This window comes from Rathayibacter sp. AY1B5, assembly GCF_002932795.1.
GTDB lineage: Bacteria > Actinomycetota > Actinomycetes > Actinomycetales > Microbacteriaceae > Rathayibacter.
In genome coordinates, this window is record NZ_PSWM01000002.1 from 241,453 (window position 1) to 259,555 (window position 18,103).

An 18,103-nucleotide genomic window follows, 5' to 3' on the forward strand; every position below is an offset into this window, starting at 1 on the left:
CCCCCTCGCCCCAGCGGCCCGCGACGCCCGATCGACGCCCGCCCCGCCGGCTCGGGGGGAGCCGCCGTCCACACGGAGCCCCTCCCTCATGTCTTCTCCCGCCGTCTCCGACGCGCCAGCAGCCGCCCCGCAGAACTCCCGCGGCCGCGTCATCCTCGCCAGCCTCATCGGCACGTCGATCGAGTTCTACGACTTCTACGCCTACGCGACCGCCGCGGTCCTGGTCTTCCCGTCGCTCTTCTTCGTCAACGAGGATCCGGCCACGGCCCTCCTCGCCTCCTTCGCCGTCTTCGGCGTCGCGTTCATCGCGCGCCCGATCGGGTCGATCATCTTCGGCCACTTCGGCGACCGCGTCGGCCGCAAGGGCACCCTCGTCGCGTCGCTGCTCACGATGGGCGTCGCGACCTTCCTGATCGGCTGCCTGCCCACCGCGCTCACGCCCGGCTGGGAGTTCCTCGCTCCGTTCCTGCTCGTCGTGATGCGCTTCTGCCAGGGTCTCGGCCTCGGCGGCGAGTGGTCCGGAGCCGCGCTGCTCGCGACCGAGAACGCGCCGGCCGGCAAGCGCGCCATCTACGGCACCTTCCCGCAGCTGGGCGCGCCGATCGGCTTCATCGTCGCCAACGTCCTGTTCCTGGTGCTGGCGAGCACGATGAGCGACGAGACGTTCGCCGCCTGGGGCTGGCGCGTGCCGTTCCTCGCGAGCGCCGTGCTCGTGATCATCGGCCTCTACGTGCGGTTCAAGCTCGTCGAGACGCCCGCGTTCCAGAAGGTCGTCGAGAAGGGCGAGGTCGTCAAGCTGCCCCTCGCCCGCGTCTTCGTCACCAGCTGGCGCCCGCTCATCCTGGGCACCTTCATCATGCTGGCGACCTACGTGCTCTTCTACCTGATGACCACGTTCACGCTCACCTACGGCACGTCGCCCGTCGACGGCGCCGTCCCGGGCCTCGGCTACACGCGCAACGACTTCCTCGTCATGCTGATCGTCGGCGTCGTGTTCTTCGGGATCTTCACCCTCGTCTCCGGCCCGCTCGCGGAGCGCTTCGGCCGCCGGCGCACGCTGCTCGTGGTGACCGCGGCGATCCTCGTGTTCGGCCTGCTCTTCGTGCCCCTGTTCAGCGCCGGCTTCGCGGGCGTCATGGCGGTGCTGATCCTCGGCTTCACGCTGATGGGCCTGACCTTCGGCCCGATGGGCGCCGTCCTCCCCGAGCTGTTCCCGACCAACGTCCGCTACACCGGCTCGGCGATGGCCTACAACCTCGCGTCGATCCTCGGAGCGGCGCTCGCGCCGATCATCGCGGTCGCGCTGTGGAGGGCGGCGGGCGGCAGCACCGTGCTGGTCGGCCTCTACCTCAGCGCCGCGGCCGTGCTGACGCTGATCGCGCTCCTGCTCTCGAAGGAGACGAAGAACGCGTCGTACCACGACAACGTCTCGTAGGACTCCCTGCAGAGGACGGCCCGTCGGGATCCCCCGGCGGGCCGTCCGCGTCTCCGCTCCCTCCCTGAGCACCGGGGCCGCCCGCTGGCGGCCTGCTCGCAGCGAGGACGGGGCAGAATGGACGCTGATGAGCACCACCACCTCCCGGCGCGGCGGACGACGACCCTCCCGCGACGACGGACCCCGCGCCTCCTTCTCGCAGCTCGTGCCCTACCTGCTCGAGCACCGCGGCATCCTCTCGGTCGTCGTGGTCCTCAGCCTGTTCGGAGCGGCGGCGAGCCTCGGCCAGCCCCTGCTCGTCGGGCAGGTCATCACCCGGGTCCAGTCCGGTCTCGATCTCGGCCCGCTGGTGTGGGCCCTCGTCGGCCTGGTCGTGGCCTCCGGGCTCATCTCGGGCTTCGCGCACTACCTGCTCCAGCGCACCGGCGAGGGGATCGTGCTCTCGAGCCGCCGCCGCCTGGTCGCGCGGCTGCTGCGCCTCCCGATCCGGGAGTTCGACGCGCGCCGCACCGGCGACCTCGTCTCCCGCGTCGGCTCCGACTCCACGCTCCTGCGCGCCGTGCTGACCCAGGGGCTCGTCGACTCGATCGCGGGCTCCCTCGTCTTCGTCGGCGCGATCATCGCGATGGCCGTCATCGACTGGGTGCTGCTGCTGATCATCGTGGCCGTGGTCGCGGTGGCCCTGGGGCTCGCGCTGACCCTCGGCCGCGGCATCCGCACCGCCAGCCGCATGGCGCAGGAGAAGGTCGGCGATCTGGCCGCGGCCGTCGAGCGCGCCATCAGCGCCGTCCGGACGATCCGTGCGGCCGGAGCCACCGATCGCGAGATCGCGGTCGTCGACCAGCACGCGACGGAGGCGTACCGCCTCGGCATCCGCGTCGCGCACGTCTCGGCCCTCGTGGTGCCGGTGGCCGGGATCGCGATGCAGGTCGCCTTCCTCGCCGTCCTCGGCGTCGGCGGCTACCGCGTCGCGTCCGGCGCGATCGACATCGCCCAGCTGGTCTCGTTCATCCTCTTCCTCTTCATGATGGTGATGCCGCTCGGCAACTTCATCGGCGCCATCACCTCGGTGAACTCGGCGCTGGGCGCTCTCGGCCGCATCCAGGAGATCATCGACCTGCCGATCGAGGGCGACGGCGACGCCTCCGCGGGCGGCCTCGGCGCCGGCGTGGCGGAGGAGGCCATCTCCTTCGAGGACGTGGTGTTCTCCTACGAGGAGGGCGCCGGGCCCGACGCCGCGGCGGTGGCGGAGGAGCGCGACCGCACCGTCCTGCGCGGCGTCTCCTTCACCGTGCCGCGCGGCAAGCGCACCGCCCTGGTCGGGCCGTCGGGAGCGGGCAAGAGCACGATCCTCGCCCTCATCGAGCGGTTCTACGACCCGGAAGCCGGCGTCGTCCGACTCGGCGGCGTCGACATCACGGCCATCGACCGCGACGCGCTCCGCGCGCAGATCGGCTACGTCGAGCAGGACGCCCCCGTCCTCGCCGGCACCCTCCGCGAGAACCTCGTCCTCGGCCGCCCCGACGCCGACGACGCCGACTGCCTCCGGGTGCTCGAGGCGGTGAATCTGACCGACGTGCTCGAGCGCAACCCGCTCGGCCTGCACGCGCCGGTGGGCGAGAGCGGAGTGATGCTCTCCGGTGGCGAGCGTCAGCGTCTCGCGATCGGCCGCGCGCTCCTGGCGGCACCGCCGATCCTGCTGCTGGACGAGTCCACGTCGAGCCTCGACGGACTCAACGAGCAGCGCCTGCGCCTGGCGATCGACGCGGTCGCCGAGAACCGGACCCTGCTGGTCATCGCGCACCGCCTGTCGACGGTGGTCGACTCCGACCGCATCGTCGTCCTGCAGAAGGGCGAGGTCGTGGGAGTCGGCACCCACTCCGAGCTCGTCGAGTCGACTCCGCTGTACCGGGATCTCGCGAAGCACCAGCTGCTCGTCTGACGGACACCGCTGCGGCGTATCGAGACCCCCGCCGTCTCATGCCGGTCGAGTAGCCGTGAAGTCGCGAGTCGGGACCTCCGCGGGTCGTGAACGACCGCCCGAGCCCGCTCGTCCCTCAGCGCGGCGGCAGACGCAGGGCGCCGTCGAGCCGGATGGTCTCGCCGTTGATCATGGGGTTCTCGACGATGTGCCGCACCAGGGCCGCGAACTCCTCGGGGCGTCCGAGGCGGGCCGGATGCGGCGTCGCCGAGCCGAGCGCCTCGCGGGTCTTCTCCGGCAGCCCGGCGAGCAGAGGCGTGTCGAAGGTGCCGGGTGCGATCGAGACCACGCGCACGAGCCGGGCCGCCAGCTCGCGCGCGAGCGGCAGGGTCATCGCCGCGACGGCTCCCTTCGACGCGGCGTAGGCCGCCTGCCCGATCTGCCCCTCGAAGGCGGCGACGGAGGAGGTCGTCACCAGGACTCCGCGCTCTCCGTCGATCGGCTCGCGCTCGGCGATCGACGCCGCGGCGAGGCGCAGCACGTTGAGCGTCCCGGTCGTGTTGATGCGCAGCACCCGCTCGAACTGCTCGAGCGGCAGCGGCCCGACGCGGCCGAGCAGCCGCCCCGGTGTCGCGACGCCCGCACAGCTCACGGCGATGCGGAGCTCCCCCGCGGCCTCCACGGCGCGCGAGACGGCGTCCGGATCGAGAACGTCCCCGGCGATCAGCTGCACGGAGGCGGGCAGCTGCGCGGCCTCCACCGCGTGCGGAAGATCGAGCACGACCACTCGCGCTCCGGCGGCGTCGAGAACCGTCGCCGTCGCGGCTCCCAGTCCGGACGCTCCCCCCGCGATCAGCGCGGACGTCCCCTCGAGTCGCACGGTCAGCCCGCCGGAGCGGGGGTCGAGTCGGCGTCGGACTCGTCGGTCGGCTCGCCGCCGGGCTCCCTCGTCGGATCACTGCTCGGCCCCCCGGACGCGAGCGCCTGCGCCGAGCAGTCGGTCAGGGTGGCGTCGTAGGCGTCCCGGGCGCGCTGCGCCGCCGCGCGGACGTCCTCCTCCGCGAGCGGGCTCGCGAGAGGCGGCCGGTCGCTCAGGCCGTAGCGGGCGAGGCAGTCGCTGATCAGGCGGGTCATGCGCGCGCCGCTCTCGGCATCGGCTGTGGCGGTGGGCGCCGGGGCAGCGGTCGCGACGGAGCCCGAGTCGCGCACGGACCCGTCCGGCACGTCCGCGGCGGGACCGGAGCAGGCGGTGATGCTCAGCGCGAGCGCGGCGCCGATGAGCAGCGCGACGGGCGGGCGGAGCGTCGTGCGCAGGAGCATGGACGACCTCGTTCGTGACGGCTGCTGGCGGGAGTGCGGCCACGGTAGCGCAGTCGCCGCCTCACGGGAGCGCTGGGCGCGCTCTCACGCCCCGTGGCACCCCCAACGGGGCACAGGCACGCCTCTCAGGAGGTCTCGGCGAGCGCCCACATCGCGACCGCCGACGCCGCAGCGACGTTGAGCGAGTCGATCCCGTGCCGCATGGGGATCTGGACGGCGACGTCGGCGGCGGCGAGGGCTTCGGCGGTGAGACCCTGCCCCTCGGTGCCGAGCACGAGGGCGACGCGCTCCGGAGCGCGGGCGGCGAAGTCCCGCAGAGGCACCGCCTCCGGCGTCAGCGCCATCGCCGCGATCGTGAAGCCCGCCCCGTGCAGGAGCCGCTGCGTCGACGCCCAGTCGCCGACGCGCGTCCAGGGCACCTGCAGGACCGTCCCCATGCTCACGCGAATGGCGCGGCGGTAGTACGGATCGGAGCAGCGCGGCGTCACCAGCACCGCATCGGCACCGATCGCCCCGACGGAGCGGAAGATCGCGCCGACGTTCGTCGGGTCGACCACGTCCTCGAGCACGACGATGCGGCGGGATCCCGCGAGCAGACCCGCCGGGTCGGGCAGCGCGGGCCGGTCCATCGCCGCGATCAGGCCGCGGTGCAGGGTGTACCCGGTGAGCTCGGCCAGGAGCTCGCCCGGGCCCGTGAAGACGGGGACGTCGAAGCGGCCGACCAGGCGCTCGGCCTCGGCGGCCGACCCGCCGAGCGCGAGGACCGAGCGCGGCCGGTGCCCGGCGGCGATCGCGCGCTCGAGCACGAGCGCCGATTCCGCGATGTACAGGCCGTGCGGGCCGCGGGCGTTCTTCAGCGCGACGTCCGTGGCGTGCGCGTAGTCGCGCAGCCGCGGATCGTCGAGCGCGGTGACCTCGATCCGCTCCACCGGGTCAGGCGAAGGGGTCGGGGGTGAGCGTGTACTTGGTGCTGAGGTACTCGTGGATCCCCTCGAGCCCGCCCTCGCGGCCGAGGCCCGACTGCTTCACCCCGCCGAAGGGCGCCGCCGCGTTCGACACGACGCCGACGTTGAGCCCCATCATCCCGGTAGCGAGCCGCTCGATCATCCGCTGACCGCGGGCGAGGTCGCGCGTGAAGACGTAGGACACCAGTCCGTACTCGGTGTCGTTGGCGAGCGCGACGGCGTCGTCCTCGTCCGTGAACGGCACGATCGCGAGGACAGGGCCGAAGATCTCCGTGCGGAGGATCTCGCTCTCCCGGTCGACCCCCGCGAGCACGGTCGGCCGGTAGAAGTGGCCGGCCCCCTCGATCCGCTCGCCGCCGGCGAGCAGGCGCGCGCCGCGGGAGACGGCGTCCTCCACCAGGGCGGACGCCTTCTCGACCGCGCGCTCGTCGATCAGGGGGCCGATGGTCACCCCGTCCTCGGTGCCGCGGCCGACGCGCAGTGCGCGCACGCGCTCCACGATCCGCGCGGCGAACTCCTCGGCGATCGACTCGTGCACGAAGAAGCGGTTGGCGGCCGTGCAGGCCTGGCCGATGTTGCGGAACTTCGCGAGCATCGCGCCCTCGACCGCCCGATCGAGGTCGGCGTCCTCGAACACGACGAAGGGCGCGTTGCCGCCCAGCTCCATCGCGGTCCGCAGCACGTTCTCGGAGGCCTGCTGCAGCAGGGTGCGCCCCACCGGCGTGGAGCCCGTGAAGGAGACCTTCCGCAGGCGCGGATCCGACAGGATCGGAGCCGACACGGCCCCCGCCGAGGACGTGGTGACCACGTTGAGCACGCCGTCGGGGAGCCCCGCCTCGGCCAGCAGTGCCGCGAAGGCGAGCGTCGTGAGCGGAGTGAGCTCGGCCGGCTTCACGACGACGGTGCATCCCGCCGCCAGCGCCGGAGCGATCTTCCGCGTCGCCATCGCGAGCGGGAAGTTCCACGGGGTGATCAGGTAGCAGGGGCCCACCGGGTGCTGCGAGACGATCATCCGGCCGCTGCCCTCGGGCGAGACTCCGTAGCGTCCGCTGATGCGCACCGCCTCCTCGCTGAACCAGCGGAGGAACTCGCCGCCGTAGACGACCTCGCCCCTCGCCTCCGCGACGGGCTTGCCCATCTCGAGCGCCATCAGGAGCGCGAACTCCTCGGTGCGCTCCTGCAGGAGGTCGAACGCCCGCCGGAGGATCTCGCCCCGCTTCCGCGGCGCCGTCGCGGCCCACGACGCACCGGCGGCCACGGCGGCGTCGAGCGCCCGGACCCCGTCCTCCGGAGTCGCGTCGGCGATCGAGACCAGGACCGCTCCGGTGGCCGGGTCCTCGACGTCGATCGAGCCGCCGCCGGAGGCGTCCACCCACTCACCGCCGATCAGCAGCTGCGTGGGGATGCGGGCGAGCAGAGCTGTCTCGGCGGCGCGGGACGCGACGGAATCAGTCACAGGAAAGAACCACTTCTTCGGATCGGAGCGCGCAGACCGCGCCAGGAGGAGCTTCTCGTCCTCCCAGTGTAGGACGAGCGATCGCTCCGGGGCGGGGTCGCCGGGAGCCGGGAGGACCTGCACCCCCGTGAGCCCTGGGGAGGGACGAGCGCTCAGGCAGACCGCTCGACGCGGACTCCCGCGTCCGTCAGCTCGCGCAGCGCCGCGGCACTCGCCTCCTCGGAGACGCCCGCGATCAGGTCCTCGAGCACGCGGACCTCGAGCCCCGCCCGTCGCGCGTCGAGCGCCGAGGCGCGCACGCAGTGGTCGGTCGCGAGCCCCACGACGTCGAGCGCGGTGACGCCCCGCTCCGCGAGCACGACGCCGAGCTCCTCGCCCGCCTCCGTCGTGCCCTCGAAGGCCGAGTAGGAGGGGCGGCCCTGCCCCTTGAGGATCTGGACGTCGATCCGAGCGGTGTCCAGTGCCGGGTGGAACCGCGCGCCGTCCGTGCCCGCGACGCAGTGGACGGGCCAGCTGTCGACGAAGTCCGGCTCCGCCGCGAAGTGGCCGCCGTTGTCGGAGTCGCCCTCGTGCCAGTCGCGGGAGGCCAGCACCGCGGAGTAGCGGTCGGGGTGCGCCGCCAGATGCGCGGTGATGCCCTGGGCGACCGCCGCGCCGCCCGTGACGGCGAGCGCGCCGCCCTCGGTGAAGTCGTTCTGCACGTCGACGATCAGGAGTGCGGTGGTCATCGTGGGCCTTCCGGGTCGAGGAGGGAGGAGGAGCGGGCGGTCGGCCCGCCCGGATCAGGAGTCGGAGAGCGAGGACCCGCAACGGTAGACGCCCGTCACCAGGGTGTCGATCGCGGTCTTCGCCGAGTCGGAGACGTCGCCGAGAGCGTAGACCGCGAACGTCAGGTCGGTGCCGTCCGCCGCGGTGACCACGCCGGCCAGGGTGTAGCCGGTGTCGATCCAGCCCGTCTTCGCGCGCACCGCACCGTCGGCCGCGGCGTTGTCGCCGGCGAACCGGTCGGAGTAGGAGAGCGACCCCGTCCGGCCCGACACCGGCAGGCCGTCGAGGAGGATCCCGAGCTGCCCCTCGCGGGCCCGGACCTTCCGGAGCAGCTCGGTGAAGTACGCCGGCGCGACCGCGTTGTCGTCGCTCAGGCCGGAGCCGTCGACGATCGCGATCCCGGACGTGTCGACGCCGTAGCCGGCGAGCCCCTGCAGCACACCGGCCTGCTCGGCACCGAAGTCACTGCCCGCGCCGGTGCGGATCGCCACGAGCCGCGCGAGCATCTCGGCGATCGCGTTGTCGGAGACGAGCAGCATCTGCTGCACGAGGGTGCCGACCGGGGCCGACTCCACCGTGCCGAGAACCGCGGCGCCCGCGGGAGCGGTCCCGGTGGAGACCACGGGCGAGGCGTCCAGCTCGTCGGCGAACGCCTCTCCGGCCCGGCCGACCGGATCCGTGCCGCGCTCGGAGGTCGAGGCCGCAGGGTCCTCGCGATCGCCGTCCACCTGGAGCGCCGTGATCTCGGGCATGTAGCCGTCGACCTGCTCCTTGCGGTTCCAGCTCGGCTGCCAGGTCTCGCCCGAGTAGAGGGAGGAGTCGAGCACCAGCGACGTGATCGGCGTCCCCGCGGTCGAGGGGTCCGCCTCCCAGGCGCTCTCGACCTGCGCTGCGAGGTCGTCGAGGTGCGCCGCTCCGGAGTAGGTCGACTCCTGGCCGGTCGGGAGCCGGGTCAGGGTGAGATCTCCCCCGCCGACGAGGACGACGCTCCCGGGCTCGCTCCCCCGGACCACGGTCGTGGCGATGCGCGTCTCCGGGCCGAGGACCGCGAGCGCCGACGCGGCCGTCAGGATCTTGAGGGCGGAGGCGGTGCGCGACGCGGTCCCGCCCCCGCGGTCGAACAGGACCTCGCCCGTCGCGGCGTCGACCACACGAGCCTGCATCGAGCCCAGACGCGGGTCGGCGGCGAGCTCCGCCACCGAGCAGGTGCGGAGCGCCTCGGCCGCCGCTTCGGCGGTGGGCCGTGCCGTCGCCGTCTGCGTCGGAGCGGGAGTCGTGCCGGCGGTCGGGGTCGAGACGACGGGCAGCGCCCCCGGCTCCGCGGCGCTGCCGAGAGCCGTCCCGACGCCGAAGGCGCCGCCACCGAGCACGGCGACCGCGAGCACCGCGGCGACCACGAGAGTGCGGCGACGGCGGGGAGGAGGGGTGTCGGTCATCCGCAACAGGGTAGCGACGCGAGTTCGACGCGACCTGGACGTCGCGGATCCCGCCTGGACGTCGCGGACGGAGGGAGAGGGAGCCGCCTGTGGGAATCGAACCCACGACCTTCTCATTACGAGTGAGACGCTCTGCCGACTGAGCTAAGGCGGCGTGCACGCGGGGCCTGAGCCCCGGACACGATTACACAGCATAGCCTGCTCGCGCGCCCGGGCGTGAATCAGGGCGGCGCTGTCGAGCAGAGGCTCCGGGGACGGCGGCCGCGGCCGCTGCGCACGGCTCAGGCGAGCGCGCCGCGCAGCTCCTCGAAGGAGCGGGCGATGCGTCCGGGCAGAGCCTCCCGGCCGTCGTGATCGACCCACGCCGCCCAGGCGTGGCGCACGGCGGCGAGCCCGAGGAGCGTCAGCATCCGCGCCCGGCTGCGCACCCGCTCCGCGTCGTCGTCCTCCCGTCCGAGTCGCTCGGCGACGAGCCCCTCGACCGCGAGCTCGAACTCGCGCATGCCCGCGATCTTCAAGCCGACCAGATGCGGGTGCTCGCGGAAGAGCGCGCGGCGGAGGACGTGCAGCTCCCGGTCCTCCTCGAGCGGCTCCTCCATCGCGGCGACGAAGACCCGCTGCAGGTCCTCGAGCACGGCGCCCCGGCCCGCGACGAACGCCGCCGCCGTCTCGTCGGCGATGACCGGGAGCCCGCCGACCAGCGCGTCCTCCTTCGAGGCGAAGTAGTTGAAGAAGGTGCGCGTGGAGACGTCGGCGGCGCGCGAGACGTCCTCGATGGTCACACGCTCCGGCCCGCGCTCGCTCGCGAGCCGGAGGACGGCGATCTCGATGGCCCGCCGAGTGGCCAGGCGCTTGCGCTCGCGGAGCCCGGGCTGCTGCTCGCGGGGCCGCTCCTGCTCGGTCAGCACTGCGGATCCTCCTCCGGGACGGTCCCCTCGAGCAGGTACGCGTCGACCGCGTCGTTCACGCAGGACGTCGACTTGTTGTAGGCCGTGTGCCCCTCGCCGTCGTAGGTGACCAGACGGCCGGCGGAGAGCTCGCCGGCGAGCGCCTGCGCCCACACGTAGGGCGTCGCGGGATCGTTCGTGGTGCCCACGACCAGGATGGGCGCCGAGCCCTCCGCGGTGATCGGCTCGCGGGAGCCCTCGAACGCCGCCGGCCACTCGCTGCAGAGGATGTCGCCGTAGGCCATGTAGCGGCCGATCGTCGGCGCGGCCTGCTCGAGAGCGGCCTCGTCGGCGCGCATCGAGGCGGTGTCGGCGTCGTAGGAGTAGTCGACGCAGTTGATCGCGAGGAACGCCTCGGTGGTGTTGTCCGCGTACCGGCCGTCCGCGTCGCGCCCGTTGTACGCGTCCGCGTACTGGAACGCTACCGCGGGGTCGCCCCGGCGCACGTCGGCGAGCATCTCGCTCAGCGCCCCCCACGCCGTGGCGTCGTAGAGCGGGTAGACGATCGCGGTGAACAGCGTGCTCGCGCCGAGCTCACGGCCGTCGGCGGCCCGGATCGGCGAGGCGTCCACGTCCGCGAGCATGCGCTTCAGCTGGGCCATTCCCGCGTCGACGGCGCCCGTGAACGGGCAGTCGTCCGAGCGGAGGCAGTCGGCGAGGTAGGCGCGCAGTGCGCTCTCGAACCCCTTCGCCTGCTCACGCACCACGTCGAACGAGGTCGCCGCCGGATCGATCGCGCCGTCGAGGACGAGGCGGCCGACCCGGTCCGGGAAGAGCCCGGCGTAGGTCGCTCCGAGGAACGTGCCGTAGGAGTAGCCGAGGTAGTGCAGCGTCTCGTCGCCCAGCGCCGCGCGCAGCACGTCGAGATCACGGGCGGCGCTCGGGGTGCCGACCTCGGGCAGCAGCGGCCCGCTGCGCTCCTCGCAGGCGGCGGCGAACGCGGCGGCGGACGTGCGCTGCGCCTGGATCCACTCGTCGCTGCCCCGCTCCCCCGGCGTGATGTCGTAGAGGTAGGAGTCGAGGCCCGCGGCGTCGAGGCACGAGACGGCGGTGGAGGCGCCCACTCCGCGCGGATCGAAGCCGACGACGTCGTACCGGGCCGCGAGCGCGGAGTCGACCGCGTAGTCGGCGCTGTCGCGGATGAAGTCGACGCCCGACGCTCCCGGCCCGCCCGGGTTCACGAGCAGGGACCCCATCGCCGGGCCCTGCGTCGCGGGCCGGCGCACCAGGGCGATCGACGCCGTCTCCCCCGAGGGGACGTCCCAGTCGAGCGGGACGGTCGCGTCGGTGCAGAGAGCGCCGTCGCCGCAGTCGTCCCAGACCAGCACCTGCGAGTAGAAGCGCTCCAGGGAGTCGTCGACGGTCTGCGGATACGGGGTGGAGGTCCGGTCGACGGTCGGGCCGGGCGCGAAGCAGCCGGTCAGGAGGGACGCCGCAGCGACGAGCGCGACGACGACGGCCGGCCGGCGCCCCCGCCTCACGCGGCCACCGGACGGCGAGCAGCCACCACGAGCAGAGCCTCGAGAGCGAGGACCGGGGAGACGTTCGCGTCGATCCGCTGCCGGGCGGTCGCGATCGCGTCGAGGACGGCGAGCGTGCGGTCGGGCGGAGTCGAGTCGGCGAGCGCGGTCATCTCGGTCCGGACCTCCTCGTTGATGACGCCGCCGGGCGCCCCGAGCTGGAGGCGCACCACATCGCGGTAGAGGGAGAGCAGGTCGACGAGGATGCGGTCGAGGCCGTCGCGGAGGCTCCGGGTCGCGCGTCGCTTCTGGTCCTCCTCGAGCGCCCGCAGCTGCGAGCGGAGCTGCGCGGGCACGGTGCCCCCGGGCTCGACGCCGAGCGAGCGCAGCGCCTGCTGCCGCTCGGCCTCGTCGCGCTCGAGGGTGATCGCCTTGGCGTCCTCGGTCGCGACCTCGATCATCCGCGCCGCGCCGAGCACCGCGTCCGAGACGCCGCGGAGGCGCAGGGCGATGCGGAGCGTCTCCTCGCGGCGCTCGCGCGCGTTCGCGTCGGTCGCCAGGCGGTGCGCCATCCCGATGTGGCTCTGAGCCTGGCGGGCGGCGCGCTCGGCGGTCTCGGGGTCGACCCCGTCGCGTCGCTCGAGGAGACCGGCGACGTCCTCGACGCTCGGCACGCGGAGCCGCACGGAGCGGACGCGGGAGCGGATGGTGGGGAGCAGATCGGCCTCGCTCGGGGCGCACAGGATCCAGACCGTGCGCTCCGGCGGCTCCTCGAGTGCCTTCAGCAGCACGTTGGAGGTGCGCTCGCTCATCCGGTCGGCGTCCTCGATGACCATGACGCGGTAGCGCGACACCGAGGGCGAGTACTGCGAGCTGCTGACCAGCCGCCGCACCTCGTCGATCGAGATGATCACGCGCTCGGTCGTCAGCACGGCGAGGTCGGGGTGGGAGCGCGCGGCGACCTGGCGGCAGTCGGGGCACTCCCCGCAGCCGCCGTGGCGGCAGAGCAGTGCGGAGGCGAAGGCGTAGGCGAGGTTCGAGCGGCCGGACCCGGGAGGGCCGGTGATGAGCCAGGAGTGCGTCATCGACGACGACTCCCGGCCGCGGTCGTCCCGGGGCGTCGAGGCGTCCTGCAGGGCGCCGATGGCGTGCTCCTGCCCGACGAGCTGGCTCCAGACGGTCATGCCACCAGGCTAACCGCGAGCACCGACAGCCGGCGCGCCGTCGAGGAGGGCGGCGACCCGCTCCCGCACCGCGGCCGCGATCTCCTCGACCGGGAGAGCGGCGTCCACGACGAGGAAGCGCTCGGCGTCCGTCTCGGCGATCGCCAGGAACGCCTCGCGCACGCGCCCGTGGAACTCCGCCTTCTCGGCCTCCAGCCGGTCGAAGCGGGTGCGGGCCGCGTCGAGCCGGCCCCGCGCGACGGCGGGATCGAGATCGAGCAGGACGGTGAGGTCGGGCCTCAGGTCGTGCGTGGCCCACTCCGACAGCCGCCGGACCTCGACGGCGTCGAGGACTCGCCCGGCTCCCTGGTAGGCGACGGAGGAGTCGATGTAGCGGTCCTGCACGACGACCTCGCCGCGCTCGAGCGCCGGTCGCACGAGCGTCCCGATGTGCTGGGCGCGGTCCGCCGCGTAGAGCAGGGCCTCGGCCCGGGGGTCGATCTCGCCGCGGTGGTGCAGCACGATCTCGCGGATCTGCACGCCCACCTCGGTGCCCCCGGGCTCGCGGGTGCGGACGACGGTCTCGCCCCGCGTGCCCAGCCACTCCTCGAGCAGCCGGGCCTGCGTGGTCTTGCCCGCGCCGTCCCCGCCCTCGAGGGTGACGAACAGCCCGGTCACGACTCCGTCGCGTCCGACGTCTCGGCGGCGGCCGCGGCAGCCGCGCGGCTCGCAGCGGTGGCGCGGGGCGCGGCGGGCTTCTTCGCCGCGGTCGTCTTCGCCGTCGTGGTCTTGGCCGCCGTGGTCCTGGCCGCGGTGGTCTTCGCCGCGGTGGTCTTCGCCGCCGTTGTCTTCGCCGCCGTGGTCTTCGCCGCGGTGGTCTTCGCCGCGGGCTTCTTGGCCGGCGCGCGCTTGGCCGGAGCCTTCTTGGCCGGGCCCTTCGCGCGCTTGTCCGCGAGCATCTGGACCGCCTGCTCGAAGTCGATCTCCTCGATCGTCAGGCCCTTGGAGATCGTGACGTTGGTCTCGCCGTCGGTCACGTAGGCGCCGAATCGTCCGTCGCGGATCCGGATCGGCTTGCCGCTGACGGGGTCCGCCTCGAACTCCTTCAGCGCGCTCGACGCGCGTCGCGCCCCGTACTTCGGCTGGGCGAAGATCTCGAGCGCCGTCGGCAGGTCGACCTCGAAGATCTGGTCCTCGCTGGTGAGGGACCGGCTGTCGGTGCCCTTCTTGATGTACGGGCCGTACCGGCCGTTCTGAGCCGTGATCGGCTCGCCGCTCTCGGGGTCGTCGCCGACCGTGCGCGGCAGGTCGAGCAGGCGCAGAGCCGTCGCCAGGTCGATCGACGCGACGTCCATCGACTTGAAGAGGGAGGAGGTGCGCGGCTTCACGACCGCGGGCTTCTTCGCGCCGCGCTTCGCGGGCGCGGGCTCGACGACCTCGCCGGTGGCGGGGTCGGCCGTGGTCTCCGGCTCCGGATCGACCTCGGTCACGTAGGGGCCGAAGCGCCCGTCCTTGACGACGACGGTCTTGCCCGAGTCGGGGTTGCTGCCCAGCACGCGGTCCGTCTGCACGGGCGCGTCGACGAGCTCCTGCGCCTTGGCGGGGGTGAGCTCGTCGGGGGCCAGCTCGAGCGGCAGGTTGACGCGGCGGGGCGTCTCCTGCCCCTCCTCCTGGGCCACCTCGAGGTAGGGGCCGTACTTGCCGATGCGCAGGGTGATGTCGTCGGTGATCCGGACGGAGTTGATGCTCTTCGCATCGATCTCGCCGAGGTTGTCCACGACATGCCGGAGCCCGGGGTGCGTGCCTCCGCCGAAGTAGAAGCGGTTGAGCCAGGCGACGCGGTCCTCCTCGCCGCCGGCGATGCGGTCGAGGTCGCCCTCCATCTCGGCGGTGAAGTCGTACTCCACCAGGTCCGAGAAGAAGTCCTCGAGCAGCCGGACCACCGAGAAGGCGATCCAGTTGGGCACGAGGGCGGTGCCGCGCGGAGTGACGTAGCCGCGGTCGACGATGGTGGAGATGATCGACGCGTAGGTGGAGGGCCGGCCGATGCCGAGCTCCTCGAGCGCTTTGACCAGGCTCGCCTCCGTGTAGCGCGGGGGCGGCGAGGTCTCGTGGCCCTTGGCCTCGACCTCGGCGACGACCAGGCTCTGGCCGACCTCGAGCACCGGCAGCTTGGCGTCCTTCTCGTCGCGGGCGCCGTGACGCTCCTCGTCGCGCCCCTCCTCGTAGGCGAGCAGGAACCCGCGGAAGGTGATGACGGTTCCGGAGGCGGTGAACTCCGCGGTCTTCGCGACGTCGCCGGCCGGCTCGGCGAGCAGCGTCACGGTGGCGGTCGAGCCCTTGGCGTCGGCCATCTGCGAGGCGACGGTGCGCTTCCAGATGAGCTCGTAGAGGCGGAGGTCGTTGCCGCGGAGGGTGCCCGAGAGCTGATCCGGGGTGCGGAAGGTCTCGCCCGCGGGCCGGATCGCCTCGTGCGCCTCCTGCGCGTTCTTGTTCTTGCCGGAGTACAGGCGGGGCTTGTCCGGGACGGTCTCGGCTCCGTAGAGGGACGCGGCCTGCGTGCGTGCGGCGTTCAGCGCCTGCTGCGACAGCCCGGGCGAGTCGGTCCTCATGTAGGTGATGAAGCCGTTCTCGTAGAGCGACTGCGCGACGCTCATCGTCTGGCGCGCCGAGAAGCGCAGCTTGCGCGCCGCCTCCTGCTGGAGCGTGGACGTGGTGAACGGGGCGGCGGGGCGGCGCGAGTACGGCTTGGACTCGAGGTTCGAGACCCGGACCGTCGTGGCGGGGTCGCGGAGGGCCTCGGCGAGGGCCCCGGCGGTGGACTCGTCGAGGACGGTGACGTCGCCCTTCAGCTGACCGCGGTCGTCGAAGTCGCGGCCGCTTCCGATCCGCTTGCCGTCGAGTCGTGCCAGGCGCGCGTCGAAGCCCGCCGAGGAGTCCGACTCGGGCGCGAGCACGGTGGCGAGGTCCCAGTAGCTCGCGGAGACGAACGCCAGTCGCTCCCGCTCGCGGTCGACCACGAGGCGGGTGGCGGCCGACTGCACGCGGCCGGCCGAGAGGCCGGGGCCGACCTTGCGCCACAGCACGGGCGAGATCTCGTAGCCGTAGAGGCGGTCCAGGATCCGGCGGGTCTCCTGCGCGTCGACCAGGGAGGTGTCGATGTCCCGGGTGTTGTCGCGCGCCTTCTGGATCGCGTCCTTCGTGATCTCGTGGAAGACCATGCGGTGCACGGGGACCTTGGGCTTGAGCTCCTCGAGGAGGTGCCACGCGATGGCCTCGCCCTCGCGGTCCTCATCAGTGGCCAGGTAGAGCTCGTCGGCGTTCTTCAGCGCGCGCTTGAGGTCGGCGACCGTCTTCTTCTTCTGGTCGGAGACGACGTAGTAGGGCTCGAAGCCGTTGTCGACGTCGACGGAGAACTTGCCCAGCGGGCCCTTCTTCAGCTCCGGGGGGAGGTTCTTCGGCTCGATGAGGTCGCGGATGTGCCCGACGGAGGCGAGCACCTCGTAGCCGTCGCCCAGGTACTGGGCGATGGTCTTGGCTTTCGCCGGCGACTCGACGATCACCAGCTTCTTCGTGCCGGACACAGTTCTCCTCGATTGGTGCTGTCGGGTCGGACGACCAGTGGTCCGACGTCCCCTGCTGCGGGGAGACGGTGCGCGGCGACGTGGTGCGGGGAACGGCGACGCGTCCCCATCGGCGGGGGCGCCCGACAGGCACACCATACACACTGACCCCGGACGTCCTGCCCCCTCCCGAGGAGACGGGGACCTCGGGAGGACGCTGGACACCGCCTCGGAGCCGCCTGCCCGACCTGCCAGGAGTGGGGGTGACGCGCGGCGCCGATCGGCGCATGATGAGGCATGGCAACGACGCACACCACCACGACCTCCGCCTACACGGCCAAGCTCCTCGACGGACCGCTGGAGGGCAAGACCCTCCGCAGGGGTTACGGCGACGATCAGGCCCCTGCCGCGCGCCTCGAGATCCCCGGGGCGAGGGCGGGCTCCCGCTACATCTACCTCCTCGCCGGCGGCCTCGAGCACGACGAGGGCGCGGGCGCTCTGCCGACCGCCGCCGCGTACCGGTATCAGCGGCTCTCCTCCGACTGACGCGCTCCCGCGGGCGTCGTCCGCACCTCGATGCGGACGACACCCGCTGCTGCCTCCTCTCTCAGGGCGGCGGGCCGGCCCGCGACCGCGCGGTGAGGGAGAGCGGACCCGCGGCGACCGCCGCCTCCGCCCTCGCGACGCCGCCGTCGACCTCGCAGAGGACGAGCTCGGCGCCGTTCGCGCGGGCCACGGCGGCGGCGCGCCCGCACGGATCCCCGGCCAGCAGACCGGAGGCGACGTCGGCCGCTGCCAGGACCGAGGCGTCCGCGGCCGCGACCGCTCGCTGGTGCCCGACGACTCCTGCGCAGCCGGCGAGCACGGCGGCCGTCACCAGGATCGTGCCCGCGACGACTCCGACGGCCACGACCGCGGCCGATCCCTCCTCCCGGTCGCGGACAGCCCCGGGAAGCCGGCGGATCATCCGCCTCCGTCCAGCGCGCAGGACCGGACCGAGACCGGGAGCGACACGGCCGGGAGCGGACGCAGCCGAGCCGCGACGTCGACGCAGACCAGTCCGTCCTGCTCCCCCGCCGTGAGCGACGCCCCCGCCACCCGGGCGAGCGGCGCGTGGGGGTCGTCGCCCCGGGCCGCGGACCGGGCCGCGTCGGCCGCCGCGTCCACGAGCCGGACGTACTGCGCCGAGGCCGCCACCGACCCCAGGCACAGTGCCAGCACCGCGACCACCGCCGGGAGCACGAGCGCGAGCTCGGCGGTGGCCGACCCCTCCTCCTGGACGAGCCGCCCGCGCAGCAGCGGGAGGCCCCTCATCCCGCCGCGGTGAGCGCGCGGGTCACCAGGTCGGTCAGGATGCTCCGCACCTCGTCGCCCTTGAGGATGACCACCAGCAGCCCGGCGAACCCGACCGCGGCCATCGTCGCGATCGCGTACTCCGCCGTCGCCGACCCCTCCTCGTCGCCCAGAGCGCCGAGCAGTCCCCACCCGGGTCGGCGCCACCCGACGCGGCCCGCCGAGACGCCGACGCCCGCCTCTCCACCGGACGCCGCATCTCCGCCCCTCCTCGAGCCCCGGCTCGTTCCGCCCCCGCGCTACACGGAGGCGAGCCTGGTCAAAGCGCTCGAGGAGCTCGGCATCGGCCGGCCCTCCACCTACGCGTCGATCATCT

At 73.3% G+C, this 18,103-nt stretch carries 17 protein-coding genes, 1 tRNA gene and 1 pseudogene; 4 read left to right on the top strand and 15 right to left on the bottom strand.

Features of this window, described 5'->3' with window-relative positions:
• Positions 1–88: 88 nt before the first annotated feature.
• A complete protein-coding gene (locus C5D44_RS03205; protein WP_104280812.1) occupies positions 89–1,435 on the top strand; it encodes an MFS transporter in 1,347 nt (448 codons plus the stop codon).
• A 127-nt stretch (positions 1,436–1,562) separates the two neighbouring features.
• On the top strand, positions 1,563–3,377 hold the full coding sequence (locus C5D44_RS03210; RefSeq protein ID WP_104280813.1) for an ABC transporter ATP-binding protein: 1,815 nt from the start codon (positions 1,563–1,565) through the stop codon (positions 3,375–3,377).
• A 115-nt stretch (positions 3,378–3,492) separates the two neighbouring features.
• Here C5D44_RS03210 and C5D44_RS03215 read toward each other — a convergent pair whose 3' ends face one another.
• The 12 genes from C5D44_RS03215 to topA form a co-directional block, all read right to left on the bottom strand.
• Positions 3,493–4,236, bottom strand: a complete 744-nt coding sequence (locus C5D44_RS03215; protein WP_104280814.1) for an SDR family NAD(P)-dependent oxidoreductase — start codon at positions 4,234–4,236, stop codon at positions 3,493–3,495.
• A 2-nt stretch (positions 4,237–4,238) separates the two neighbouring features.
• Positions 4,239–4,676, bottom strand: coding sequence for a hypothetical protein (locus C5D44_RS03220; RefSeq protein ID WP_104280815.1), 438 nt, complete (start codon positions 4,674–4,676; stop codon positions 4,239–4,241).
• Positions 4,677–4,801: 125 nt separating this feature from the next.
• Entirely contained in the window at positions 4,802–5,605 is an 804-nt protein-coding gene (locus C5D44_RS03225) for an RNA methyltransferase (RefSeq protein WP_104276347.1), read from the bottom strand.
• Positions 5,606–5,609: 4 nt separating this feature from the next.
• Positions 5,610–7,097 carry an NAD-dependent succinate-semialdehyde dehydrogenase gene (locus C5D44_RS03230; protein ID WP_104280839.1) on the bottom strand — a complete coding sequence of 496 codons (1,488 nt, stop codon included), beginning with the start codon at positions 7,095–7,097 and terminating at the stop codon, positions 5,610–5,612.
• A gap of 152 nt (positions 7,098–7,249) precedes the next feature.
• Positions 7,250–7,825, bottom strand: a complete 576-nt coding sequence (locus C5D44_RS03235) for a nicotinamidase (protein WP_104280816.1) — start codon at positions 7,823–7,825, stop codon at positions 7,250–7,252.
• 54 nt (positions 7,826–7,879) lie between these two features.
• Positions 7,880–9,301 carry a D-alanyl-D-alanine carboxypeptidase/D-alanyl-D-alanine-endopeptidase gene (gene dacB, locus C5D44_RS17860; RefSeq protein ID WP_146082614.1) on the bottom strand — a complete coding sequence of 474 codons (1,422 nt, stop codon included), beginning with the start codon at positions 9,299–9,301 and terminating at the stop codon, positions 7,880–7,882.
• A gap of 81 nt (positions 9,302–9,382) precedes the next feature.
• Positions 9,383–9,455 (bottom strand) — tRNA-Thr (locus tag C5D44_RS03245).
• Between the two features lie 127 nt (positions 9,456–9,582).
• Positions 9,583–10,209 (bottom strand): TetR/AcrR family transcriptional regulator, encoded by a 627-nt coding sequence (locus C5D44_RS17865; RefSeq protein ID WP_219815159.1) that lies wholly within the window; start codon positions 10,207–10,209, stop codon positions 9,583–9,585.
• Positions 10,203–11,729, bottom strand: coding sequence for an alpha/beta hydrolase (locus tag C5D44_RS03255; protein ID WP_104280817.1), 1,527 nt, complete (start codon positions 11,727–11,729; stop codon positions 10,203–10,205). Before C5D44_RS03255 ends, C5D44_RS17865 begins: the two co-directional genes overlap by 7 nt.
• Positions 11,726–12,892: a DNA polymerase III subunit delta' gene (locus C5D44_RS03260; RefSeq protein ID WP_104280818.1), complete on the bottom strand. Its 1,167-nt coding sequence runs from the start codon at positions 12,890–12,892 to the stop codon at positions 11,726–11,728. The genes C5D44_RS03255 and C5D44_RS03260 overlap by 4 nt, the downstream gene beginning before the upstream one ends.
• A 9-nt stretch (positions 12,893–12,901) precedes the next feature.
• Positions 12,902–13,549: a dTMP kinase gene (gene tmk, locus C5D44_RS03265; RefSeq protein ID WP_104276341.1), complete on the bottom strand. Its 648-nt coding sequence runs from the start codon at positions 13,547–13,549 to the stop codon at positions 12,902–12,904.
• Complete coding sequence (topA, locus tag C5D44_RS03270; protein ID WP_104280819.1) at positions 13,546–16,455, bottom strand: type I DNA topoisomerase; 2,910 nt, start codon at positions 16,453–16,455, stop codon at positions 13,546–13,548. The genes tmk and topA overlap by 4 nt, the downstream gene beginning before the upstream one ends.
• 276 nt (positions 16,456–16,731) lie before the next feature.
• On the opposite strand from topA, the gene C5D44_RS03275 reads away from it, so the two are divergent.
• Entirely contained in the window at positions 16,732–16,980 is a 249-nt protein-coding gene (locus C5D44_RS03275) for a hypothetical protein (RefSeq protein ID WP_104222197.1), read from the top strand.
• Between the two features lie 61 nt (positions 16,981–17,041).
• Here the strand turns inward: C5D44_RS03275 and C5D44_RS03280 are convergent, their stop codons facing one another.
• The 3 genes from C5D44_RS03280 to C5D44_RS03290 are packed head-to-tail and all read right to left on the bottom strand — an operon-like array spanning position 17,042 to position 17,912.
• Positions 17,042–17,401, bottom strand: a complete 360-nt coding sequence (locus C5D44_RS03280) for an Rv3654c family TadE-like protein (protein WP_104280820.1) — start codon at positions 17,399–17,401, stop codon at positions 17,042–17,044.
• On the bottom strand, positions 17,398–17,748 hold the full coding sequence (locus C5D44_RS03285) for a TadE family type IV pilus minor pilin (RefSeq protein ID WP_104280821.1): 351 nt from the start codon (positions 17,746–17,748) through the stop codon (positions 17,398–17,400). Before C5D44_RS03285 ends, C5D44_RS03280 begins: the two co-directional genes overlap by 4 nt.
• Entirely contained in the window at positions 17,745–17,912 is a 168-nt protein-coding gene (locus C5D44_RS03290; protein WP_104280822.1) for a DUF4244 domain-containing protein, read from the bottom strand. The genes C5D44_RS03285 and C5D44_RS03290 overlap by 4 nt, the downstream gene beginning before the upstream one ends.
• A gap of 103 nt (positions 17,913–18,015) precedes the next feature.
• Between C5D44_RS03290 and C5D44_RS18255 the strand changes: the two are divergent.
• Positions 18,016–18,103, top strand: a pseudogene (locus C5D44_RS18255) (DNA topoisomerase); the annotation flags it as partial.